The sequence below is a fragment of the Streptomyces sp. JB150 genome, assembly GCF_011193355.1.
Taxonomy (GTDB): Bacteria; Actinomycetota; Actinomycetes; order Streptomycetales; family Streptomycetaceae; genus Streptomyces.
In genome coordinates this window covers 1,157,567-1,181,248 of the sequence record NZ_CP049780.1, presented here as the reverse complement: position 1 = coordinate 1,181,248, position 23,682 = coordinate 1,157,567, and the positions used below count along the sequence as shown (strand labels likewise).

At 73.3% G+C, this 23,682-nt stretch carries 20 protein-coding genes and 1 riboswitch; of the genes, 13 read left to right on the top strand and 7 right to left on the bottom strand.

The window, feature by feature from the left end:
* Positions 1-90: 90 nt before the first annotated feature.
* Positions 91-1,302, top strand: coding sequence for a glycoside hydrolase family 6 protein (locus G7Z13_RS05650; protein ID WP_166004681.1), 1,212 nt, complete (start codon positions 91-93; stop codon positions 1,300-1,302).
* Here G7Z13_RS05650 and G7Z13_RS05645 read toward each other — a convergent pair.
* On the bottom strand, positions 1,257-2,660 hold the full coding sequence (locus G7Z13_RS05645) for a solute carrier family 23 protein (RefSeq protein ID WP_165996627.1): 1,404 nt from the start codon (positions 2,658-2,660) through the stop codon (positions 1,257-1,259). The two genes, G7Z13_RS05650 and G7Z13_RS05645, sit on opposite strands and share 46 nt — an antisense overlap.
* Before the next feature lie 203 nt (positions 2,661-2,863).
* Here G7Z13_RS05645 and G7Z13_RS05640 point away from each other — a divergent pair, with 203 nt between their 5' ends.
* Positions 2,864-3,322, top strand: coding sequence for a thioesterase family protein (locus tag G7Z13_RS05640; protein WP_165996625.1), 459 nt, complete (start codon positions 2,864-2,866; stop codon positions 3,320-3,322).
* Here the strand turns inward: G7Z13_RS05640 and G7Z13_RS05635 are convergent.
* Positions 3,282-4,493, bottom strand: a complete 1,212-nt coding sequence (locus G7Z13_RS05635; RefSeq protein WP_165996623.1) for an MFS transporter — start codon at positions 4,491-4,493, stop codon at positions 3,282-3,284. The genes G7Z13_RS05640 and G7Z13_RS05635 overlap by 41 nt on opposite strands.
* Positions 4,494-4,619: 126 nt before the next feature.
* Here G7Z13_RS05635 and G7Z13_RS05630 point away from each other — a divergent pair, with 126 nt between their 5' ends.
* Positions 4,620-5,909, top strand: coding sequence for an ROK family transcriptional regulator (locus G7Z13_RS05630; protein WP_165996621.1), 1,290 nt, complete (start codon positions 4,620-4,622; stop codon positions 5,907-5,909).
* 570 nt (positions 5,910-6,479) lie between these two features.
* Here G7Z13_RS05630 and G7Z13_RS05625 read toward each other — a convergent pair.
* From G7Z13_RS05625 to G7Z13_RS05615, 3 genes are all read right to left on the bottom strand, one after another.
* The gene (locus G7Z13_RS05625) at positions 6,480-7,235 is read right to left on the bottom strand and encodes an NAD(P)H-binding protein (RefSeq protein ID WP_165996619.1); all 756 of its coding nucleotides are present in this window, start codon (positions 7,233-7,235) and stop codon (positions 6,480-6,482) included.
* A gap of 139 nt (positions 7,236-7,374) precedes the next feature.
* Positions 7,375-8,274, bottom strand: a complete 900-nt coding sequence (locus G7Z13_RS05620; RefSeq protein ID WP_165996617.1) for an RNA polymerase sigma-70 factor — start codon at positions 8,272-8,274, stop codon at positions 7,375-7,377.
* A 146-nt stretch (positions 8,275-8,420) separates the two neighbouring features.
* Entirely contained in the window at positions 8,421-10,766 is a 2,346-nt protein-coding gene (locus tag G7Z13_RS05615; RefSeq protein WP_165996615.1) for a chitinase C-terminal domain-containing protein, read from the bottom strand.
* Positions 10,767-10,958: 192 nt separating this feature from the next.
* Positions 10,959-11,089, top strand: a riboswitch (FMN riboswitch).
* 149 nt (positions 11,090-11,238) lie between these two features.
* On the opposite strand from G7Z13_RS05615, the gene G7Z13_RS05610 reads away from it, so the two are divergent.
* The 9 genes from G7Z13_RS05610 (at position 11,239) to G7Z13_RS05570 (ending at position 18,766) form a co-directional block, all read left to right on the top strand.
* Positions 11,239-11,841, top strand: coding sequence for a riboflavin synthase (locus G7Z13_RS05610; RefSeq protein ID WP_165996613.1), 603 nt, complete (start codon positions 11,239-11,241; stop codon positions 11,839-11,841).
* Positions 11,838-12,479: a nicotinamide mononucleotide transporter family protein gene (locus G7Z13_RS05605; RefSeq protein ID WP_165996611.1), complete on the top strand. Its 642-nt coding sequence runs from the start codon at positions 11,838-11,840 to the stop codon at positions 12,477-12,479. The genes G7Z13_RS05610 and G7Z13_RS05605 overlap by 4 nt, the downstream gene beginning before the upstream one ends.
* On the top strand, positions 12,476-13,807 hold the full coding sequence (locus G7Z13_RS05600) for a bifunctional 3,4-dihydroxy-2-butanone-4-phosphate synthase/GTP cyclohydrolase II (RefSeq protein ID WP_165996609.1): 1,332 nt from the start codon (positions 12,476-12,478) through the stop codon (positions 13,805-13,807). The genes G7Z13_RS05605 and G7Z13_RS05600 overlap by 4 nt, the downstream gene beginning before the upstream one ends.
* A 36-nt stretch (positions 13,808-13,843) precedes the next feature.
* Complete coding sequence (ribH, locus tag G7Z13_RS05595) at positions 13,844-14,329, top strand: 6,7-dimethyl-8-ribityllumazine synthase (protein ID WP_165996607.1); 486 nt, start codon at positions 13,844-13,846, stop codon at positions 14,327-14,329.
* A 34-nt stretch (positions 14,330-14,363) separates the two neighbouring features.
* Entirely contained in the window at positions 14,364-14,636 is a 273-nt protein-coding gene (locus G7Z13_RS05590) for a phosphoribosyl-ATP diphosphatase (protein WP_165996605.1), read from the top strand.
* Positions 14,637-14,685: 49 nt separating this feature from the next.
* Complete coding sequence (hisG, locus tag G7Z13_RS05585) at positions 14,686-15,534, top strand: ATP phosphoribosyltransferase (RefSeq protein WP_165996603.1); 849 nt, start codon at positions 14,686-14,688, stop codon at positions 15,532-15,534.
* A gap of 14 nt (positions 15,535-15,548) precedes the next feature.
* The gene (locus G7Z13_RS05580; protein WP_165996602.1) at positions 15,549-16,001 is read left to right on the top strand and encodes a PH domain-containing protein; all 453 of its coding nucleotides are present in this window, start codon (positions 15,549-15,551) and stop codon (positions 15,999-16,001) included.
* Between the two features lie 345 nt (positions 16,002-16,346).
* Entirely contained in the window at positions 16,347-17,678 is a 1,332-nt protein-coding gene (locus G7Z13_RS05575) for a hemolysin family protein (RefSeq protein WP_165996600.1), read from the top strand.
* Positions 17,675-18,766, top strand: coding sequence for a hemolysin family protein (locus G7Z13_RS05570; RefSeq protein ID WP_165996598.1), 1,092 nt, complete (start codon positions 17,675-17,677; stop codon positions 18,764-18,766). The genes G7Z13_RS05575 and G7Z13_RS05570 overlap by 4 nt, the downstream gene beginning before the upstream one ends.
* 173 nt (positions 18,767-18,939) lie before the next feature.
* Here G7Z13_RS05570 and G7Z13_RS05565 read toward each other — a convergent pair whose 3' ends face one another.
* Together G7Z13_RS05565 and G7Z13_RS05560 are read right to left on the bottom strand one after the other, a co-directional pair.
* The gene (locus G7Z13_RS05565; RefSeq protein ID WP_165996596.1) at positions 18,940-20,805 is read right to left on the bottom strand and encodes an AAA family ATPase; all 1,866 of its coding nucleotides are present in this window, start codon (positions 20,803-20,805) and stop codon (positions 18,940-18,942) included.
* 402 nt (positions 20,806-21,207) lie between these two features.
* On the bottom strand, positions 21,208-21,840 hold the full coding sequence (locus tag G7Z13_RS05560; protein WP_165996594.1) for a hypothetical protein: 633 nt from the start codon (positions 21,838-21,840) through the stop codon (positions 21,208-21,210).
* Positions 21,841-22,281: 441 nt separating this feature from the next.
* On the opposite strand from G7Z13_RS05560, the gene G7Z13_RS05555 reads away from it, so the two are divergent.
* Complete coding sequence (locus G7Z13_RS05555) at positions 22,282-23,646, top strand: peptidase C39 family protein (protein ID WP_165996592.1); 1,365 nt, start codon at positions 22,282-22,284, stop codon at positions 23,644-23,646.
* Positions 23,647-23,682 lie beyond the last annotated feature (36 nt).

Genomic DNA, 23,682 nt, shown 5'->3' with positions numbered 1-23,682 from the left:
ACGAGGGGGGATGGGGACGTGCCAGGCTTCCGTGCCCGGCGGCTGGCCGCGCGCAGGGCCGCGCGCAGGCGTGCCGTCCGGCGCAGCGCGATGGTGGCGGTGGCGTCGGTCGTGGTCGCGGCCGGCGCCGTGACCGGCGTGGTGTCCGCGCTCGACGGACGCGCGGCCGTCGGCGAGGCCACGACCGCCGGGACCACCGGGCCGCCCCGGCCGGACCGGCTGCCCGCCGAGCCGTCGCCGCCCCCGGCGACCACGCCGTCCGGTTCCGGATCCGGCTCGCCGTCCGCCTCGCCCGGCCCCACGTCCGCGCGGCGGGAGCCCGGCACGCCGCCGGCCGGCCGCGGCGGGCACGACCGGCGCGGCGCGCCGGCGCCGACGGCGGCTTCCGGTCCGGCCGCGACTGCGGCTTCCGGGCAACGGCTCTACCGCCATCCCGAGTCCCGGGTCCTGGACTGGGTGCGCGCCAACCCCGACGACCCGCGCCGCCCGGTCATCGAGGCGCGTATCGCCGACCAGCCCGCCGCGGTGTGGTTCGCGGACTTCACCCCGGCGACGATCACCGCCCGGGTCGCCGCCGTGACGTCCGGCGCCGCCGCACGGAGCCGGGTGCCCGTGCTGGTGCCGTACGCGATACCGGACCGCGACTGCGGCGGTCACTCGCGGGGCGGCGCCCCCGGCCTCGACGCCTACGACGCGTGGATCGACCGGTTCGCGGCCGGGCTGGGCACCGGTGAGGTGATCGTCGTCCTGGAGCCGGACGCGGTCGCGCAGGCCGGCTGCCTGCCCGCGGCGGAGCGCGCCGACCGGTTCGCCTCGCTGGCCCGCGCGGGCCGGGTGCTGAAGGCCGCCAACCCGAGGGCCCGCGTCTACCACGACGCGGGCCACTCCGGCTGGCATCCGGCCGAGCGGCAGGCGCGGCTGCTGCGGCAGGCGGGCGCCGCCTCGCCCGCCTCCTCCGACGGCGTGTTCAGCAACGTGTCCAACTTCCACCGCACCGCCGACGAGATCCCCTACGTCCGGCGGGTCCTCGACGCCCTCGGCGGGCCGCCCGGCCTCGGCGCGGTGATCGACACCAGCCGCAACGGCAACGGCGCCCCCGCCGACGGCCAGTGGTGCGACCCCTCGGGCCGCGGCCTGGGCCGGACGCCGACCCTGACCACCGGCGAGGAGCGCATCGACGCCTACCTGTGGGTGAAGCTGCCGGGGGAGTCGGACGGCTGCAAGGGGGCGCCGGGCACCTTCACCCCGTCGTACGCCTACGACTTGGCGCGCCGAGCCGACTCGTCGGCCTCCGTGCCGTAGGAGCTGGTGCCCTCGTCCAGCAGGGGCCGCTGCGTCTTGAGGTGGGCGGGGGCGAAGGCGCGCAGGGCGTGGTAGCCGGTGATGACGACGAGCGTGCCGAGCGCGATGCCGCTGAGCGAGAAGTTGTCGGTGATCTCCATGGAGACGTTGCCGACGCCGATGATGATGCCCGCCGCGGCCGGCACCAGGTTCAGCGGGTTGCGCAGGTCCACCCCGGCGTTGATCCAGATCTGCGCGCCGAGCAGGCCGATCATGCCGTAGAGGATGACGGTGATGCCGCCGAGCACGCCGCCGGGGATGGCGGCGACGACCGCGCCGAACTTGGGGCACAGGCCGAACAGCAGCGCGAAGGCGGCGGCCGTCCAGTAGGCGGCCGTGGAGTAGACGCGGGTCGCGGCCATCACGCCGATGTTCTCGGAGTACGTCGTGGTGGGCGGGCCGCCGACCGCGGTGGACAGCACGGAGCCGACGCCGTCGGCGGAGATCGCGGTGCCGAGCTTGTCGTCCAGCGGGTCACCGGTCATCTCGCCGACCGCCTTGACGTGTCCGGCGTTCTCGGCGACCAGGGCGATCACGACGGGGAGGGCGACCAGGATCGCCGACCACTCGAAGGACGGGCCGTGGAAGGAGGGCAGCCCGATCCAGTCGGCCTGGCCGACCGCGGAGAAGTCGAGGCGCCAGTGGTCGGTGACCTTGCCGCTGCCGTCCACCGAGTGGATCTTGCCGAAGGCCAGGTCGAAGACCCAGGAGATGCCGTAGCCGAAGACCAGGCCGAGGAAGATCGCGATCCGGGACCAGAAACCGCGCAGGCACACCACGGCCAGCCCGGTGAACAGCATCACCAGCAGGGCCGTCCACTGGTCCTGCGGCCAGTAGGTGGAGGCGGTGACCGGGGCCAGGTTGAAGCCGATCAGCATGACGACCGCGCCGGTGACGACGGGGGGCATGGCGGCGTGGATGATCCGCGCCCCGAACCGCTGCACGGCCAGGCCCACCAGGAACAGCGCGACGCCGACGACGAGGACCGCGCCGGTGACGGTGGCGCTGGTGCCGCCCTGGGCGCGGATGACCGCCGCGACGCCCACGAAGGACAGCGAGCAGCCGAGGTAGCTGGGCACCCGGCCGCGCGTGGCGAGCAGGAACACGATCGTGGCCACGCCCGACATCATGATCGCCAGGTTGGGGTCGAGACCCATGAGGACGGGCGCGACGAACGACGCGCCGAACATCGCGACCACGTGCTGGGCGCCGAGCCCCGCCGTGCGCGGCCAGGACAGCCGCTCGTCGGGGCGGACGACGGCTCCGGGGGCCGGGGTGCGTCCGTCGCCGTGCAGTTTCCAGCGGACGCCGAGATCCATGAGGTTTCGCTTTCGTCGTGCGGGCGGGGGCCGCGGACCATTGTCCCTGGTGCGCGGGGGTGCTGAGCGCCTGCTTAGGATGGAGTGGTTGAACGTTCCACCTCAAGCGTTCCGAGGTGCCGCCTCCGGTGTCCTGGGGTCCCGCTCCAGGCGTCGTGAGGCGCCGCCTCCAGTACCTCAAGGCCGACCCAGGAGTGCCATCCGTGACCGCCGAAGCCTCGCTCGCCCCCGCCCTCTCCTACGGCCGGCTGCTCCCCGTCACCGTCCACTTCGACGACCTGGACGCGCTCGGGCTGCTGCACAACGCCCGCTACCCGCTCATGGTCGAGCGGGCCTGGGCCCAGCTGTGGCAGGAGCACGGCTTCCGCTTCGAGGGCGACTGGGCCGCCGCCGGCGACGCCTGCAACGCCGTCAAGGAGCTGCGCATCAGCTACGAGGCGCCCGTCACCCGGCCCGGCGCGTACGCCGTCCACCTCTGGCTGGAGCGGCTCGGCACCACCGGACTGACGTACGGCTTCCGCTTCTGCTCCGCCGACGGCGCCACGACGTACGCGCACGGCACCCGGGTGCTGGTCCGGCTGGACCCGGACACCCTGCGGCCCGCGCCGTGGAGCGAGGAGTTCAGGGCCGTGGGCCGGGAACTGCTGCGTCCGGGCGCCTGACCTTCGGCCGGTCGCGGTCGCCGGCCCGCAGCACGCCCGCGAACCCGGCGAGCCCGCAGGACAACACGGTGACCAGCCCGAACGACACCACCAGGCTGGTCGCCTGGGCGAGCCCGCCGATCGCGCTCGGGGCGATCAGCCCCGAGGTGTAGGTGATCGTCGCGACGCCCGCGATGGCCTGGCTGGGGTTGGGGCCGCTGCGGCCCGCCGCCGCGAAGCACAGCGGGACCACCACGGCGATCCCGAGACCCGTCAGCGCGAACCCCGTCATCGCCACCGCCGGGTGCCCGGCCAGGACGATCAGCGCCCCGCCGAGTGCCGCCAGGACCCCGCCCCAGCGGACCGTGCGCACGGCGCCGAAACGGTCCACCACCTTGTCACCCGCGATCCGCGCGACCGCCATGGTGAAGGTGAAGCCGGTGGTGCAGGCCGCCGCGAGGCCGGCCGACGACCCCAGCTCGTCCTCCAGGTAGATCGCCGACCAGTCCAGGCTCGCGCCCTCCGCGAACACCGCGCAGAACCCGACCGCGCCGATCAGCACCGCCGAGCGCGGCGGCAGCGCGAACCGGGGCGGGGGCTCCTCGTCCTCGGCGGGCTGGAGGTCGAGCACCCAGGAGCAGGCCACCGCGCCGGCCGCGGTCAGCACCGCGGCCGCCAGTGCGTGGTGCAGGCGGGCGTCGGCGCCCAGGTGCGCGGCGAGGGTGCCCGCCGCCGAGCCGATCAGCGCGCCCGCGCTCCACATGCCGTGCAGGCCGGACATGATCGACCGGCCGAGGCGGTTCTCCACCTCCACGCCCAGCGCGTTCATCGCGACGTCCGACATGCCCGCCGTGGCGCCGAAGACGAACAGGGCCGCGCAGAGGGTGGCCAGGTTGGGGGCGAGGGCCGGCAGGGTCAGGGACAGCGTCCACAGCGCCAGCAGCCCGCGCAGGGCCGGGCGGGCGCCGAAGCGGTGGCTGAACCAGCCCGCGAGCGGCATCGCGACGGACGCGCCGAGGGCGGGGAAGGCGAGGGCGAGGCCGAGCTGGCCCGCGCTCACCTCGGCGTGGTCCTGGATCCACGGCACCCGGGTCGCGAACGAGCCGGTGACCGCGCCGTGCACGGTGAAGACGGCGGCCACGGCGTATCGGGCGCGCCGGACGACGCGTTGCTCGTAGACCACTGCGCTCATGAACCGGCCCTCCCCGGACGCCGCTGGGTTGTCGCGGCGTAAACTATCAGGAACCCTGCCTGATAGATAGGGAGCATGGGCGGCGCCGACCGCGGCGCCCGCCCGCCTCTCTGGGAGGATCCCGGCATGCCCGCATCCCCGAGCACCGCCCGAGCCATCAACGACCGGCTCGCCCTGCGCCTGATGCAGGAGCAGGGGCCCCTGACGGCAGGGCAGTTGAAGCAGCTGACCGGACTGTCCCGGCCGACCGTCGCCGACCTCGTCGACCGCCTCACCGCCGCCGGGCTCATCGCCGTGGTCGGCGAGGCGGGGGAGCAGCGGCGCGGACCCAACGCCAGGCTGTACGGCATCGTCGCCGACCGCGCCCACCTCGCCGCGCTCGACGTACGCACCGAGGGGGTCTCCGTGGTCGTCTCCGACCTGCTCGGACGCGTGCTCGCGCAGGCGTCCGCGCCGATCGGCGACGACGCGGGCACCGGGCCCGCCGTGGAGCAGGCGGTGGCCCTGGTCGAGCGGACCGCCAAGGAGGCGGGCGCCGACCGGCTGCACACCGTGGGGATCGGCGCGCCCGGACTGATCGACCCGGCCAGCGGCGAACTGCGCGACTCGACCGGTCTGCCCGCCTGGCACCGGCGGCTGGTCGCCGCGCTCGCCGAACGGCTGCCCGAGGCCCGCGTCATCGTCGAGAACGAGACCAACCTCGCGGCCCTCGTCGAACAGCGCGAGGGCGCCGCCCGCGACCGCGACACCTTCGTCCTGCTGTGGCTCGGCCACGGCACCGGCGCGGCGGTCATCCTCGACGGCCGGCTGCGCCGCGGCGCCTCCGGCGGCACCGGGGAGATCGGCTTCCTGCCCGTGCCGGGAACCAGCGGCCTGCCCTCGGCCACCGACTGCGCGGGCGGCTTCCACTCCCTGGCGGGCGCCGCCGCCGTCGAAGAGCTGGCCGCGCACTGCGGCGTGAGCGCGCCGCGGACCGGCGCGGGCCCGTGGGCGGCGGACCTGGTGGCGGCAGCGGTACGGGATGCCTCCGGCGGCCCGGCGGACGAGGGCGCCGGGGCGCCCCCCGGCGGCGGCGATCCCGCCACCGCATCCGGCAGCGGCGGCGGCCGTCCCGCGGACGGGGGAGCGGGCCGGCCCGCCGACCGGTTCCTGGACGCGCTCGCCGACCGGCTCGCCGTCGGCGTCGCCTCCGTGGCGGCCGTCCTGGACCCCGGGTGCGTGGTGCTGGGCGGAGAGATCGGCCAGGCCGGCCAGGCGCCGCTCGCCACGCGTGTGGAAGCACGAGTGCGGCGCATGTCCCCGTTGGTCACCGAGGTACGCCCGAGCGGCCTGGGCGGCGGCGCCGTCCTGCGCGGCGCACTCCTGACAGCACGCGACAACGCCCAGGACGAACTGTTCGCACCACCGGAGAGATGACTCGCTTGCGCCTGTCCGGGCTGGGGACGCGCTGGGGCGGGCGGGCGACTGCTGGACCGGCGGCGCGCCGGGCCGGCGCCAACCGGCTTGGAGCGCGCGGCTCAGCGCCGCTGGACCGCGCGTGGCTGGGTGGGGTGTGTGCCGGACGGCCCGTGCCGGGCCGGGCGGGGCGTGTGAAGGCGGAGTTCGTGCCGGACGGCGCGTGCCGAGGCGGAGGGCCCGCGTGCCCGTGCCGGGCTGGAGCCCGGCCGGACCGCGACTCGCGGCTCTGCGCGCTGACGAGTCGCGCCCTGCGCACCGGAGCGCTGCCGGGCTGGTGTCGCACGGTCTGGCGCGCTGCCGGGCAGGCGCCAGCTGGCCGCTCTGTCGGGCTGCCGCTCTGTCGGGGTGCCGCCCTGTCCCGGGCTGGCGCCCAGGTTGCGAAGCGCCGGGGCGTTGGCGGCCTTCGGCCTGACATTGAGCGGCCTAACGCCCATCGAGGCGCCCTGTCGGGCTGGTGCCCTGCCGGAGCCGGCTCCCCGCGACCCGGCGCGCCGCGCCCCCCCGCACCGCGCTCCCCACGCCCGTCCGCTAACGCCCCACCCCACCCCCGCCCGACCGGGCCCTCAGAAACTCCTCGAAAGTGCCCTTCCCCACGGCCCGATCCGGAGTCAGGTGGCCGCCTGTGCGGAAGGCGCGGTAGGTGGGGCCCCACAGGGGGACGCGGATCAGGGGCCGTCGGCGGCCCGTCGCCGTCAGATAGGCGCGGGCCAGTGACTCCAGGGAGCGGATCTCGGGGCCGCCCATGTCCTGCGCTCGTCCGGCCGGATCGCCGAGGGCGAGTTCGACCAGCCGGCCGGCGACCTCGGCCACGTCGATCGGCTGGTCCGCCACCCCCGCCGGCACGGGCATCACCGGCGGCCTGGCGAGGGTCTGGAACAGCTGGAGCAGCAGGTCGTGGAACTGGGTCGTCCGCAGCACGGTCCAGCCGAGCCCCGACTCCTCGATCAGCCGCTCCACCGCCAGCTTGGTGCGGTAGTAGCCGAGCGGCACCCGGTCGACGCCCACGATCGAGATGTAGACCAGATGCCGCACCCCGGCCCGCCGCGCCGCGTCGACGAGATGGCGGGCCGCCTGCTCGTCGCCGCCGCGCGGGCTGCTCGCGCAGTGCACGACCGTGTCCACGTCCGCGACGGCCGCGTCCAGGCCGCCGCCCGTCCGCAGGTCGACGGCGTACGGCTGGGCGTGCCGGCTGAGGACCCGCGTGTCGTGCCCGTCCGCCCGCAGCCGCTCGGTGACGAGCCGGCCGAGGGTTCCGGTGCCGCCGGTCACCAGGATCGTGGTCATGTCGTTCGGTCCTTCCGGGCGAGGGGCGGTCCCGGACGGAACGCCCTGCGTCAAGGGAGACCGGACAGGCGTCGCGAACGTGACATGCGTGGCCGGCAGCAGCCGTCGGGCACGACCTCGCCGGCCGCGCCGCGCCGGTCTACGCCTCCGCCAGCTGACGCCGGACGAAACCCAGTTTGTCCGGGTTCACCACGACCCGCACCTGCGTGATGGACTCGCCCCGCAGCTCGAAGGAGACGACCGCGGCGAGTCTGCCGCCGGCCCACGCGGCCAGCCCCACCCCGCCGTTGACCTCGATCGCCGTGTACTCCAGGCCGGCCGCGAACCGCTCGGCGCCGCCCAGCACGAGCCGGCACACCTTGTCCCGGCCGTGCACCGGCCGGCGGGCCGCGCTGACCTTGCCGCCGCCGTCGCTGGTCCAGGTCACCTCGGCCGCGAGCAGCTTCTCCAGGCCCGCGAGATCGCCGCCGCGCGCGGCGGCGAGGAAGGAGGCGACCAGTTCCCGCTGCCGCTCGGGCGCCGGCTCGAACCGCCACCGCGCCTCACCGACCCGCCGGACGGCCCGCCGGTAGAGCTGACGGCAGTTGGCCTCGCCCAGCTCCAGGACCCCGGCGATCTCCCGGTGGCCGTATCCGAAGGCCTCCCGCAGCACGTACACCGCCCGCTCGGTCGGTGTGAGCCGCTCCAGCAGGACCAGCATCGCCAGCGACACGGCGTCCCGCTGCTCGGCCGACTCCAGGGGGCCGAGCGTGCCGTCGGAGGTGATCACGGGTTCCGGCAGCCAGGCGCCGACGTACCGCTCCCGCCGGGCGCGCGCCGAGGTCAGCCGGGTGAGGCAGAGGTTGGTGACGACCTTGGCGAGCCAGGCCGCCGGGTGCTCGATCCGGGTGCGGTCGGCGCCGCTGTAGCGCAGGTAGGCGTCCTGGACGGCGTCCTCCGCCTCTCCGGCGGAGCCCAGCAGCCGGTAGGCGAGGCCGAACAGCCGGGAGCGGTGGCGTTCGAACTCGTCGGCGGTCTCGTCGGTGCTCGCGGTCGTCATACCGAGCACCCTGCCAGAGCGGTGCTCCGGCAGGGTGCGGGGCGCGGTGCGTGCGCGAGGAGAGGGGGAAAGGGACGCGGGGAGATGGAGAGACCCGGCGGCGGGCAAGGGCCGTCGTCACCGCCGCCGGGCCGGTCCGCTCGGGGTCAGCAGGCGCCGAGGTCCTGCCAGACCCCCCATTCGCCGGTGGTGCCGGGCTCCTCGCCCTTCGTCCACCACTTGGCCTTCCACGAGTGCCCCTTGTGGGACACGGTCGAACCACCGCCGTACTCGGATGTCGCGTTCCACGCGGGCGCGGTGCACGCGCCGGGCGTCGGGGTCGGTGTCGGCGTGGGGTTCGTCGGGTCGGGCGTGGGCGAGGTGCCCGAGCCCGGCTCCACCAGCGTGGTGCCGCGCGCCAGGTCGCCGGCGAGGGCGTAGGTGGTGCCCGCGATGTTCACCGTCCAGTTCCACGGGGTGGACACCGGCAGGTAGTAGTTGAAGGACAGCTCCACCGACGTGCCGGGCGCCAGCGACTGCCAGGCCGGCAGCTTCAGCGAGACGCGGTGGAAGTCGCCCTTCAGCCCGCCGACGTTGTTCCCGGTGTGGTCGCTGCTGATCACCTTCGTGCCGAAGCCCGACTGGTCGGAGGCGTTGCCCGGGGCCGCGGTGGAGTAGTCGAACTGGAACTCCGTGCCGCCCGGCAGGGTCGTCTTCGTGTTGTTGGTGATCTTCACCTTGGGGGTGATCGGGTAGTTGGAGTCGCCGAGCTTGAACTCACCGAACTCCACGCCGATGTTCACCGCCTTGGTGGGCAGCGCCTTGTTGGAGACCTTCGCGCCGTACGGGCGGGCCGACTTGAACTTCTCGTACATCAGCGAGGTCAGCGTGTCACCGGCCTCGTACTGGCCCTTGGCCGCGTTCCAGTCGTAGTCGCCCGCCAGCTCCCACACCATCGTGCCGCCGATGCCGCGGTCGACCACGTAGTCGGCCTTGGCGGCCACCGACTGCTCGTCCTCGGTGGACAGGAAGACCTTCTTCTCGGCGTTCCACAGCCACGGCGCGACCAGCGTGGAGTCGTACTTGCGGGCGTAGGTGCCGGTGAGCCTGGTGTCGGCGGGGAAGCCGTACTTGGTCACGTAGTCCCCGACGATGCCCTTCTCCAGGTTCTTGGCGTGCCACATCGGGTTGGAACCGGCCGGGGACTCCTTGCCGTTGTCGTCCTTGTCGTGCCACAGGTTGTCGATGCCGACGGCGCCGTCACCGCACTTGGTCAGCCCGGAGCCGGCCGGGCAGGTGGTCGCCGCCGCCCTGCCCCACAGGCCGTCCGTGCCGCCCTGGACGTTCTTGTGGCCGCGCGTGTAGTAGGGCAGGCCGATGTTGATGCGGCCGGCCGGCATCGAGCCGCGGAAGTAGTGGTAGGCCCAGTCGGTGTTGAGGTAGCCGATGCCGCCGTACTGCTGGCTGCCGTAGACGTTCGCCGCCGCCAGCTCGGCGTCCTTGCCGTCGTCGAAGAGCGAGGCGTTCGGCCCGACGTACTCGTTCCAGGCGCCGTGCAGGTCGTACGACATGATGTTGACGTAGTCCAGGTACTTCTGGACCTGGAAGGTCTCCATGCCGCGCAGCAGGTAGCCGGAGGAGGGCGCCGCCACCGAGAGCAGGTAGTGCCTGCCGTCGGCCGCGCCCGCGCGGTCCAGCTTCTCGCGCAGCGTCTTCATCAGGGCCGCGTAGCCCTTGACCAGGCCCGCCCGGCGGGGGTTGGCGAAGGACCAGTCGAGCGGGTTGCCCGCGTCCTTCATGGTCGTCGGGTACTCGTAGTCGATGTCGACGCCGTTGAAGCCGTACTTGCGGATGAAGGCGACCGCCGAGTCCGCGAAGGTGTCGATGCCGGCCTGGTTGACCGAGCCGTCGGCGTGGGTGGCCATCGCGTAGAAGCCGCCCGAGTTCACCCGCTTGCCGCTGTCGTCGAAGTAGCCGCCGGTCTCCGCCCAGCCGCCCACCGAGATCAGCGTCTTCACGTCCGGGTGCTGCTTCTTGAACTTGTTCAGCAGGTTGAAGTGACCCTTGTACGGCAACTGCGGGTCCATCTCCGCCCCGGCGATGCCCGGCCAGGTCATCCCCGTGGCCGCGTTGGCCGGCCCGTCCGTGCCCACGGAGATCTTGTGGTTCGCGTCGATGTGGGCGAAGGCGTAGTTGAGGTGGGTGACCTTGTCCCAGGGGATGTCCGGGGCGAGGTACGCGGGCGTGCCGTCCTTGCCGGTACGCCAGCCGGTGAAGTAGCCGATCACCCGGCGCTGGTGGTCGGCGCCCATCTTCTCCCGGCCCTCGGCGTCGTAGACCGAGCAGTACGGGACGTCGACGCCGGGGGTCTTGTAGAGGCCGTCGGGGCGACAGGACTCCTGGTCGGCGGCGTGCGAGACGGTCGCCGGGAGGCCGGCGAGCAGCAGACCCGCGACGGCCCCGGCGGCCGCGAGCAGGGCGGGTCTGGCCCGGTGAGGCGAGGGGGACAGCACAGTCGGTTCCTCTCCACGGAAGTTGCGCAGACCCTAGAGAGGACTAGACCAGAGCGTCAATAGGTATGGACCAATCTCAAGCGTCCGTCCGTGGGCCCGAGTTGGACCGCGCCGGGGGTCTTGTGAGCCACCCCACACCGCCCTCCCGTATGGACGACGACAGGCCGTGGCACACTGGCCCTGTACCAGAAGCAGCGCACTCCGGGGTCGGTGAAAGTCCGAACCGGCGGTTACAGTCCGCGACCCGGTCGCCTCCAGCGGCCGGTTGACCAGGTGAAATTCCTGGACCGACGGTTAAAGTCCGGATGGGAGGCAGTGCGCGGCGGGCGGGCATGCGTGCGTGCCGCCACAGGGACGCGTCCCCTTGCCGGGGCGGGTCTCTCCGGCGTCGCTCCCGGTGTCCCCGCTCGTCCTTTCTGTCGTCATCGACAGCCCCGGAGTCCGTGCCCGAAGAGGCAGGAGGACCCGGGAAGTGTTCACCGGAATCGTCGAAGAGCTGGGCGAGGTCACCGCCGTCGAGACCCTCGGCGACGCCTGTCGCTTCCGCCTGCGCGGCCCCGTCGTCACCGAGGGCGCGAAGCACGGTGACTCCATCGCCGTCAACGGCGTCTGCCTCACGGTCGTCGATCACGAGGGCGACGAGTTCACCGCCGACGTCATGGCCGAGACCCTCAAGCGCTCCAGCCTGGGCGTCCTCACCGCCGGCTCCCGCGTCAACCTCGAACGGCCCACCGCCGTCGGCGACCGCCTCGGCGGCCACATCGTGCAGGGCCACGTCGACGGCACCGGCACGATCCTCGAACGCACCCCCTCCGAGCACTGGGAGATCGTGAAGATCTCCCTCCCCGGCGACCTCGCCCGCTACGTCGTCGAGAAGGGCTCCATCACCGTCGACGGCATCAGCCTCACCGTCGTCGAGGCCGGTGACGACCACTTCACCGTCAGCCTCATCCCGACCACCCTCGCCCTGACCACGCTCGGCATCAAGCAGCCCGGCGACCCGGTCAACCTGGAGGTGGACGTGATCGCCAAGTACGTCGAGCGGCTGCTCGGCACCCGGGGGGCCGCGCAGTGAACGCGCTCAACTCCGAGGCCTTCACCCTCTTCGGCCAGCACGTCATCTGGTCCGACATGGTCGGCAACACCTTCGGCCTGGCCGCCCTCGCCCTCGGCTGGCGGCGCTCGCTGTGGACCTGGCCGGTGCAGTTCCTGGCCGGGATCATCCTCTTCGGTGCCTTCTTCGGCCACCTCACCGGCAGCGCCGGCAAGCAGGCCGTCGTGATGGTCGTCGCGCTGTGGGGCTGGTGGCAGTGGAGCCGCGGCAGGAAGGGTTCCGGCGACGGGCAGATCGCCGTCCGGTTCGCCACCTGGCGCGAGCGCCTCGCGATGATCGCCGCGGCCGCCGCCGGCACCGTCGCGGTCGCCCTCTTCTTCACCGCCTACCCGAAACTGTCCTGGGACCCCTGGCCCGACGCCTACATCTTCGTCGGCACCATCGTCGCCATGTACGCCCAGGCGCGCGGCATGGTCGAGTTCTGGTTCGCCTGGCTGCTCGTCGACCTGGTCGGCGTCCCCCTCAACTTCGCCAACGGCTACGCCTTCTCCGGCTTCGTCTACGTCATCTACGGCGCGCTCGTCCTGTGGGGCCTGCGCGACTGGTGGCTGCGCTCCCGCCGGGCGGGCCGGCCCGTCCCGGAAGGAGCCCCGGCATGACCACCGCCCCCCTGCTGTACGGCACCGACGGCACCGAGGACCTCGTCCTCGACCCGATCGAGCAGGCCATCGCCGACATCGCCGCCGGCCGCCCGGTCGTGGTCGTCGACGACGAGGACCGCGAGAACGAGGGCGACCTCGTCATCGCCGCGGAGAAGGCCACCCCCGAGATCGTCGCGTTCATGATGAGCGAGTGCCGCGGCCTGATCTGCGCCCCCATGGAGGGCGACGAACTCGACCGGCTGCGGCTCCCGCAGATGGTCGCGGACAACACCGAGTCGATGAAGACCGCGTTCACCGTCTCCGTCGACGCCTCCGCCGAGCACGGCGTCACCACCGGCATCTCGGCCTCCGACCGCGCCACCACCCTCCAGCTGCTGGCGACCGGCACCGCCGAGCCGTCCGACTTCGTCCGCCCCGGCCACGTCTTCCCGCTGCGCGCCCGGCCCGGCGGCGTCCTCACCCGCAACGGCCACACCGAGGCCGCCGTCGACCTCGCCCGGCTCGCGGGCCTGCGCCCGGCCGGCGCCATCGTGGAGATCGCCGGCGAGGACGGCCGGATGCTGCGGCTGCCCGAGCTGATCCCGTTCGCCCGCAAGCACGGCCTGACGATCATCTCCATCGAGGACCTGATCGCCTACCGCCGCTCCTCCGAGCTCTCGACTCCGCTCGAGCAGGAAGCACCCCCGTCCGAGCCCACCGTCCGCCGCGAGGCCGAGGTCCACCTGCCGACCCGGCACGGCACCTTCACCGCGTACGGCTACCGCTCCACCGTCGACGGCGTCGAGCACGTCGCCCTCGTCCACGGCGAGATCGGCGACGGCCGTGACGTGCTGGTCCGGATGCACTCCGAATGCCTCACCGGCGACGTCTTCCACTCCCTGCGCTGCGACTGCGGCCCGCAGCTGGACGCCTCCCTGGAGCGCATCCAGGCCGCCGGCCGGGGCGTGGTGGTCTACCTGCGCGGACACGAGGGCCGCGGCATCGGCCTGCTGTCCAAGCTGCGCGCCTACGAACTGCAGGAGCGCGGCCGTGACACCCTCGACGCCAACCTGGAGCTGGGCCTGCCCGCCGACGCCCGCGACTACGGCGCCGGCGCCCGGATCCTCACGGACCTCGGCGTGCGCAGCGTGCGCCTGATGACCAACAACCCGGAGAAGTCCGACGCCCTCGTCCGCCACGGCATCGAGGTCGTCGCACGCGAGCCCATGCCCGTGACCGCGGGCGAGCACAACCTCCGCTACCTGCGCACCAAGCGCGACCGCATGGGCCACGACCTGCCCTGGCTGGACACCCCCGCGGTGCCGGCCACCTGCGGCGACCAGTAAGCGAACACCCCAGGAACACCGAGGAGAGGCGAGAACGTGAGCGGCAAGGGCGCACCGGAGCTGTCCGTACGCAATGTGGGTGACCTGCGGGTCGCCGTGATCGCGGCGCAGTGGCACGAGAAGGTGATGGACGGCCTGGTGGACGGCGCCCTGCGCGCCCTGCACGACCTGGGCATCGACGAGCCGACCCTGCTCAGGGTCCCCGGCAGCTGGGAGCTGCCCGTGGTCGCCAAGGTGCTCGCCGGACGCGGCTACGACGCGATCGTCGCCCTCGGCGTCGTCATCCGCGGCGGCACCCCGCACTTCGACTACGTCTGCCAGGGCGTCACCCAGGGCCTGACCCAGGTCTCCGTCGACACCGGCGTCCCCGTCGGCTTCGGCGTGCTCACCTGCGACACCGAGGAGCAGGCCCTGGACCGGGCCGGCCTGGAGGGCTCCAGCGAGGACAAGGGGCACGAGGCGGTCACCGCGGCGGTCGCCACCGCGGCCACCCTGCGTTCAGTATCCGAACCGTGGCGCTGAGCGGTGCCGGGAACCGCGTAGGGTAAGGACCACCATGTCCAAGAAGACGTTCGAGGAGCTCTTCACCGAGCTCCAGCACAAGGCCGCCCACGGCGATCCCGCCACCTCCCGCACCGCGGAACTGGTGGAGAAGGGCGTCCATGCCATCGGCAAGAAGGTCGTCGAAGAGGCCGCGGAGGTCTGGATGGCCGCCGAGTACGAGGGCAAGGAGGCGGCCGCCGAGGAGATCTCGCAGCTGCTGTACCACATCCAGGTGATGATGGTCGCCCGCGGCATCTCCCTCGACGACGTCTACGCCCACCTGTAAGCACCCCGCACCCGTTCCCGCAAGACACCACGCAAAGGAAGCCGACCTCATGCTGCGCATCGCCGTTCCCAACAAGGGTTCACTCTCCGGCCCTGCGGCGGAGATGCTGCATGAGGCCGGCTACCAGCAGCGCCGCGAGTCCAAGGAACTGCGGATCGTCGACCCGGGCAACGAGGTCGAGTTCTTCTACCTCCGCCCCCGCGACATCGCGATCTACGTCTCCTCCGGCAAGCTCGACATCGGCATCACCGGCCGCGACCTGCTGATCGACTCCGGTGCCAACGCCGAGGAGATCCTGCCGCTGGGCTTCGCCCGCTCCACCTTCCGCTACGCCACCAAGCCGGGCACGGCCAAGGGCGTGGAGGACCTGACCGGCATGACGGTCGCCACCTCCTACGAGGGCATCGTCGCCAAGCACCTCGCCGACAACGGCATCGACGCCTCCGTCGTCCACCTCGACGGCGCCGTCGAGACCGCCATCGAACTCGGCGTCGCCGAGGTCATCGCGGACGTCGTGGAGACCGGCACCTCGCTGCGCAACGCCGGCCTGGAGGTCATCGGTGAGCCGATCATGAAGTCCGAGGCCGTCGTCATCCGGCGCACCGGCGCCGACGCCGAGGAGGAGAAGGTGCAGCAGTTCCTGCGCCGCCTCCAGGGCGTCCTGGTCGCCCGGACGTACGTGATGATGGACTACGACTGCCGGGTCGAGCAGCTGGAGAAGGCCGTCGCCCTCACCCCGGGCCTGGAGTCGCCGACCATCTCCCCGCTGCACAACGAGGGCTGGGTCGCGGTCCGCGCGATGGTGCCCGCCAAGGACGCCCAGCGGATCATGGACGACCTGTACGCCATCGGAGCGCGGGCCATCCTGACCACGGCCATCCACGCCTGCCGGCTCTGACGAAGGCGCGCACGATGCCGGAACCCGCACCCCTGCCCGAGCTTCCCGTCACCTTCCGGCCCACCCGGACCCGGGCCGTCCTGCTCACCGCGGCCGCCGCGATTTTCGTCACGGTGTCGCTGGTCGCGCTGCTGCTGGAGCGTCTCAGCCCGCCCGAAAAGCTGAGTTTCGTCTTCACCGCCGCCTTGCTGGCCTGGGTGCTGCTGCGGCTGGCGCGGCCCAAGGTCGTCGCCGAGGAGTCCGGTGTGACGGTGGTCAACTTCGGCAGCGTCCGCCGGCTGGAGTGGGCGGAGATCATCCAGGTCAACCTGCGCGTCGGTGACCCGTGGGCGTTCCTCGACCTGAGCGACGGCACCAGCCTGCCCGTCATCGGCATCCAGCCGGGTATCGGCAAGGAGCAGGCCATTGCCCACGCCCGCACCCTGAGGGCCCTCGTCGAGGCCCGCACCGGCCGGCAGCACGGCTGACCGGGGCCCCTGGCACTGCCTCCGGGACCGCCACGAGCCTGCTCCGGGGGACCGCCCCGCACCTGCTCCGGGCCGCCTCAGGGGCGGACCGGGGGCGGCTCGGGGGCACAACCGGGGGAGTTCACCCTGCCGTACCACCCCCTGTCTTGATTAATCTGTGAGGCGGAGGCGCGTTCCCTGCGCCTCCGCCCCTGTCGTGCCCCCGGCGCGCCAGGGGTTCCTGCTACCCGAGGAGTGACCCTCTCCGGCGATGGACGGATCGTCCTGTAGTACCTGCGCCGCCCCCTGCCGACATAGCGCGGACCGCCTCCCCGAGGCCCGCGCCCGTGCGGAGGCGGCGGCATCATGACCATCCCCCTGCTGCTCCTGGCAGCCGCGTTCCTGCTGATCCTCGCCAACGGCTTCTTCGTGGCCGCCGAGTTCGGCCTGGTGACGGTCGAGCGCCCGGAGGCCGAGAAGGCCGCCGCCGAAGGCGACCGACGGGCCCTCAGGGTGGTCGCCTCCCTGAAGGAGCTGTCCTTCCAGCTCTCCGGCACCCAGCTCGGCATCACGATCACCTCCCTGATCGTCGGCATGCTCGCCGAACCGGCCCTCGCCCAGCTGCTCGGCGGACCGCTCACGGCCGTCGGCGTCCCCGACGGCGCGGTGTCCGGCGTGTCCGTGGTGATCGGCATGCTGCTGGCCTCCGCCGTGCAGATGGTGGTCGGCGAACTGGTCCCCAAGAACTGGGCGGTGTCCCGCCCCCTGCAGGTCGCGCGGTTCGTCGCCGGCCCGCAGCACGCCTTCGCCCGCCTGTTCCGCCCGGTGATCGCCGCCCTGAACGGCGTCGCCAACCGGCTGGTGCGCGCCCTCGGCTTCGAGCCCGCCGAGGAGCTGGCCTCCGCCCGCACGCCGGGCGAGCTGGTCTCCCTGGCCCGGCACTCGGCCGAGGCCGGTGCCCTGGAACAGGACACCGCCGACCTCTTCGTCCGGACGCTGTCGCTGGGCGAGCTGACCGCGCAGCATGTGATGACCCCGCGCGTGAAGGTCAGCGCCCTGCAGTCGTCGGCAACCGCCGAGGACGTCGTCAACCTGACCCGCGCCACCGGCCTGTCCCGCTTCCCCGTCTACCGGGAGCGGATCGACGAGGTCGTCGGCATGGCCCATCTCAAGGACGCCCTGGCGATACCCGCCCACGAGCGGCTGCGCACCCCGGTGTCCCGGATCGCCCGGCCGGCCCTGCTGATCCCCGAGACGCTGCCCGTGCGGCCGCTGCTCGTCCGGCTGCGCAGCGAGCAGCCCATCGCGGTGGTCGTCGACGAGTACGGGGGCACCGCCGGGGTCGTGACCCTGGAGGACATCGTCGAGGAGATCGTCGGCGAGGTCCGCGACGAGCACGACGACGTCCTCGACGCGGCACCCGACCTGGCCCCCGCCCCGTCCGAGGACGGCCGGCCCGCCTGGGACGTCGACGGCAGCTGCCGGGTCGACACCCTCCAGCGGATCGGCCTGGAGGTCCCCGAGGGGCCGTACGAGACGGTCGCCGGGCTCGTCGCCGACCTGCTCGGCCGGATCCCGGCCGTCGGCGACCGGGCGGAACTGCCCGGCTGGCGCCTGGCCGTGCGCCAGGTCGGCCACTACCGCGCCGAGCGCGTCCGGCTGGTGCGCACCGCCCCCGCCCTGGAGGCCGCCCGATGAGCGTGCTCCAACTGCTCTTCGCCGCGCTGCTCGTGCTCGCCAACGGCTTCTTCGTCGGCGCCGAGTTCGCGCTGGTCTCCGTGCGCCGCAGCCAGATCGAACCGCTCGGCACGGCCCGCGCCCGCCAGGTGCTCTACGGCCTGGAGCGACTGCCGCAGATGATGGCCGCCGCCCAGTTCGGCATCACCGTCTGCTCGCTGACGTTGGGCGCGGTCGCCGAACCGACGGTCGCGCATCTGCTGGAGCCGTTCTTCGCGTGGATCCATCTGCCGCACGCGATGATCCACCCGCTGGGCTACGTCATCGCGCTGGCCACCGTCGTCTTCTTCCACCTCGTCATCGGCGAGATGGTCCCGAAGAACCTGGCGATGGCCGCCCCGGAGAAGGCCGCGCTGTGGCTGAGCCCCGGACTGGTCGCCTTCGCCCGGCTGTGCCGGCCGATCACCGTGGCCCTCGGCGCCTGCGCGCAGGGCGTGCTGCGGCTGTTCCGCGTCGAGCCGAAGGACGAGGTGGAGGCCGTCTTCACCAGCGAACAGCTCAACCGGCTGGTGGAGGACTCCGGCCAGGCCGGACTGCTCGACCCGGAGGAGGCCGAACGCCTGGAGGACGCCCTGGAGCTGGGCTCGCGCCCGGTGACGGACGTCCTGCTGACGCGGGAGTCGCTGGTGACGGTGGACCCGTCGGTCACCCCCGGCCGGATCATCGAGCTGACCGCGCGCACCGGCTACTCCCGGTTCCCGGTGGCCGCGGACACCGGTGCCTTCATGGGCTATCTGCACGTGAAGGACGTCCTCGACCTGGAGGACTCCGACCGCGCGGTGCCGCAGCAGCTGTGGCGCCCGATGACGACCCTGCGCCCCGAACTGCCCCTGGACGACGCCCTGACCGTGATGCGCCGCGCCGCCACCCACCTCGCCCAGGTGGCCGACGCCTCCGGCCGGGTGCTGGGCCTCGTGGCCCTGGAGGACGTCCTGGAGCTGTTGGTCGGGGAGGTACGGGACCCGGCGCACCGGGAGCCCGTGCCGACGGTGACCGAGCCGCGGTCGGGGTCCGTACCGCGGTCGGGCGAGGAGGTGCTCACCGCCTGACGAGCGGCCGGACGCCGGACCGACCGCGGCAGACTCGGCACCCGGCCGCGAACGCCCGCGCCACGTGGTGTGGCGCGGGCGGGGCGGCAGGGCGCTGATCGGCCTGGCGGTCGGCGGGCGGGGCGGCAGGCCGCTGATCGTCCGACGGCCCGCGGGCGCGGCCGCCGGGCGGGTCACAGCGCCGACGGGTCCTGCGGCCCCCGCCCGGACAGCACCTCGCCGTACGCCTGCATCAGGTCCGGCAGGCGCAGGGTCGCCAGGTCCTCCCGGGTCAGCGTCCCCGGATACGTGGACAGCCGCAGATCGCGGTACGCGCAGCTCTTCTCGTACAGCGTCCGCAGGAACCGCCCGTTGCCCAGCTCGTCGATCCAGCCCTGGTCCACCACGTGCCCGGCGATCGACCGCAGCTCCTCCAGCGACTCCTCGTCCCACACGTCGCCGTTCTCCGCGGCCAGCACCTCGCCGATCGCGGTCAGCTCCGGCGGCCGGTACGAGGGGAAGTCGACCCGGGTGGTGAAACGCGAGGACAGACCGGGGTTGGCGGCGAGCAGCCGGTCCATGCCCTCGGGGTAGCCGGCCAGGATCACCACCAGGTGGTCGCGGTTGTCCTCGGCCCGCTTCAGCAGTACCTGCAACGCCTCGTCGCCGTACGCGTCGCCCTTGCCGTAGCCGGAGTTGGACAGCGCGTACGCCTCGTCGACGAAGAGCACCCCGCCGAGCGCGGAGTCGATCAGCTCGTTGGCCTTGACGGCCGTCTGCCCCAGGTACTCGCCGACCAGGTCGGCGCGCTGCGCCTCCACCAGGTGGTCGCCGCCGAGCAGGCCGAGCGCGTAGAAGACCCGGCCGAGGATGCGGGCGACGGTGGTCTTGCCGGTGCCGGAGGGGCCGGAGAAGACGAAGTGCCGCTTGGGCGGCTGGACGGGCAGCCCCTGACCGGCCCGCAGCCGCGCCATGTTCAGCTGGGCCGACAGCGCCTTGACCTGGCGTTTCACCGGCTCCAGGCCCACCATGCGCTCCAGCTCGGCGAGCGCCTCCTCGAGGAGGTCGGGGTCCGTGGGCCCGGTCGGCAGCGGCTGCACGGACAGCACCGTCTTCTCGCGCACCGCCGGATCGCCCACCGACGGCAGCGGACCGGCGGGCGGCGGTCCGGGGTCGGACAGCTTCAGGTTGCGGTCCTCGGCGCCGTAGAGGGGATCGAGTCCGTCGGTGCCGTCGAGGCCGTCCGGACCGGCGCCGGAGAGGCTGAACGCGGTGAGGCCGTCGCTCTCGTCGTACCCGTCGCCCTCGGCGATGGCGGCGAGCCGCGCGGAGGTGTCCATGAAGGCGGGGTCGACGCGGTGCACCGCCCGGTACAGGGGGAGCGCGGCCGCCGAGCGGCCGGTGCCCTCGTGCGCCCGCGCCAGCCAGTAGCGCAGCTCCTTGCGCTGGGGCTGCTCGCTGCGGCAGCGCATCAGGGCGGTGGACAGCAGGGGCTCGGCCTGCCCGTACATCTCCAGCCGGACCCGGGCCATGCCGCCGAACAGGCCCGCCTCGATGCCGAGCAGCGGATCGTCGAGCAGCGGGTCGGTGTGCCGGACCAACTGCTCCCAGTCCTTGACCAGATAGGCCCGGCAGGCGTGCAGGAAACGCACCTGCGGATCGGTGTCGACCGGCGGCAGTCCGGCCAGCGCCCGGTCCAGCTCGGGGACGTGCCGGCCGTCCAGCCAGTGCGAGGCGTGCGCGAGCAGCAGATCGCGCGGGCTCTCCAGCACCGGCTGCACCCACCAGCCCAGCCAGTACCAGGAGTTGAGGGTGCGCCGGTGGCGGGCGCGCTGCTCGCCGAAGCGGTCACGGTGGCGGAACATCCGCAGCAGGGCGGTGGTGGTGTCGACGCGCAGCGCGTGCAGCCCCAGCCAGCCGTCGGCCATCGAGGGGTCGAGGCGCACCGCGGTCCGGAACTCCTCCTCCGCCTGCGGATAGGCGCCCATCGTGTAGGCGTCCACGCCTCGCAGCCAGGCGAGGTCGGCCGGGGCCTCGGGGCCCTGCGCGGCGAAGTCCATCACGTCCCCCCACAAACCGTGCCCCCGCTGGTTCACCGCCGGGCCGTCACCCGGCGGCCGCTCGGTCGAACCGCTGTGCAGCGGACCGGAGTTGCGACAGTGGGCATCGTACCCGCGGGCCGGGGACCTGCCGTAGGGCGCCGCAGGGCACGTTTGGCGAGGTGGGAGCAGAGGGGGCGCACACCGTGTGGTGACCGAGGGTGAGCGAACGGGAGCGCGCCGGGGCCGGAAAAGGCGATATGGGCAGAACGAAGCCCCCGGTCACGGGGGAACAACCGGGGGCTTCGCGTCTTCTCGGCGGCTCCGTTTGGCCGCACATTGAGAACGTAAGTCCTGTACGGCCCCTGGGTCAAGCCGAGTTGGAGCACTCGGCCAAGTTCGCACGCAAGGGTCTTCACAGGTTCACCACATCGAAGACAACCCGTCACGGAGCGTCACGTGCTGGTCCTCGCCCGGCCGTCTCACCGGCCCCGGAAGCACCTGGTACCCCCCTGTCACCTGGTGCACCAGGAGGTCGGCGTACGGCCGTGAGGGGTCGTCGGCGAAATGCCGCCGTTCCGCCCGGACCCAGCCGTCCCAGAACTCCCGCTGCTCCTCCCCGTCCCGCGAGCGGCCCCGCGCCCACGCCTCCTCACGGGGCAGCTCCATCCACAGCAGGCGCGCCAGGAACGGGCGCAGCGCCCGGCGTCCGGCGCCCACGCCCTCGATCAGGGTCACCGGGGCGGGCGGCAGCGGGCGCGGCGGGCCGAAGCGGCGGGCGCGCCAGTCGTAGGGGGCGTAGCGGGCGGTGGCCCCGCGGCGCAGCGGCTCGATCACCTGGTCCAGTAGCCGCTGCGTCCAGTCGAACAGCTCCTCGTGGCTCGCGATGTCGTCCAGGTGCAGCACCGGGGCCCCGCCGAGCGCGGCGGCCAGCCGCCCGGCGAAGGTGGACTTCCCCGAGCCCGCGTGCCCGTCGACGCCGACGAGACGGACCGGGCCGCAGGAGGGCGGCAGACGGCGCAGGGCGCGGGCGAGGTCGCTCAGGGGGTGGGACACGTGCCCATCATCCCGCGCCGGCGGGACCGGACCGCCGCCGGCACCCACCGGGGCCGTCCGGGGGCCGACCGGGCTGCGGCCGACCCGAGCCGTCCGCAGGCCGACCCGAGCCGTCCGGGGGGGGCGACCCGAGCCGTCCACGGGCCGTCCGGGGAGGCGCCCCGAAGCGTCCGCAAGCCGACCCGAACCGACCGCAAGCCGACCCGAGCCGACCGCAAGCCGACCCGAGCCGACCGGAGCCGGCAGGAGTCGACCGAAGCCGTCCGTGGGGGGCGGCCATGGGGCCGACCGGGTCCGTCAGAGGTGTCGACCAATATTTGTGGGTGTGGCACGCCCCGAAGTGCTGGCAGGGCGGTCCACGCGCGTCCATAGTTGGCGGACACAACCCCCCACAGCCGTGCAAGGACCTGCCCGTCTCGCACCCCTGGGAGTCACGCGCCCATGAGCAGAGCCGAACAGCCGTCCCGCCGAACCGTCCTGGCCGCCGCCGTCGTCGCCGCGGTCGCCGGCGGCGCGGGCACCGCCCTGGCCGACAGCACCACGACCGCCGGCGGGGCCCGCACCGCGGCCCCGGCCCGCCCCATCGACTACCGCGCCTGGATCACGTACACCGACTGGCGCTCCGGCACCGCCAAGGGCACCCGCGCCGTCGCCGGCGCCCGTCCCGGCCTGGCGCTGGCCACGCCCCTCGGCACCCTCGACTACCAGGACCCGCACACCGGGAAGACCTCCCGCTGGGAGTACGCGACCTGGACCTCGCCCGTCCACCGCCTCTCCGTGCCCGCCACCGAGGCCGTCCCGTCCTGGAACGCGCACACCCCCGACGGCACCTGGATCCAGATCCAGCTCAAGGGCACCTACTCCGACGGCACCGACACCCCCTGGTACGTCATGGGCCGCTGGGCCGCCGGCGACCAGGACATCCGGCGCACCTCGGTCGACGACCAGGGCGACGGCAGGAGCAGCGTCTGGACGGACACCTTCGCCATCGACACCCCGGCGTCCGGGCTGCGCCTGGTGTCGTACCGGCTGCGCCTGACCCTGTACCGGCGGCCCGGCACCCGGCTCACGCCGACCGTGTGGCGGGTGGGGGCCATGGGCTCCGACATCCCCGACCGGTTCACCGTCCCCGCCTCCACGCCGGGCCTCGCCCAGGAGCTGGCCGTCCCGCGCTACTCGCAGGAGATCCACGTCGGCCAGTACCCCGAGTACGACAACGGCGGCGAGGCCTGGTGCAGCCCCACCTCCTCGCAGATGATCATCGAGTACTGGGGCGGCCGGCTGACCCCCGAGCAGCTGTCCTGGGTCGACCCCGACTACGCCGACCCGCAGGTGTGCCACGCGGCCCGCTACACCTACGACTACCAGTACGCGGGCTGCGGCAACTGGCCGTTCAACGCGGCCTACGCGGCCACCTTCAAAGGTCTCCAGGGCGTGGTGACCCGGCTGGCGTCGCTCACCGAGCTGGAGACGCTGATCGCGGCCGGCATCCCGGCCATCACTTCCCAGTCCTTCCTGAAGGAGGAGCTGACCGGCGCGGGCTACGGCACCGCCGGGCACCTGATGACGGTGATCGGCTTCACCGCCGACGGCGACGTGATCGCCAACGACCCGGCCTCGCCGAGCAACGAGGCGGTGCGGCGGGTCTACAAGCGGCGGGAGTTCGAGAACATCTGGCTGCGGACCAAGCGGTACAACGCCTCCGGCAAGGTCGTCTCCGGCACCGGCGGCGTCTGCTACCTCTACTTCCCGGCCCGCCCGACCCCGCGCCAGCGGGCGGCGCTCGCGGCGGTCGGCGTGCGCTGAGCCCTGCGGGAGCCCCGCGGGGAGCGTCCCCGGAGC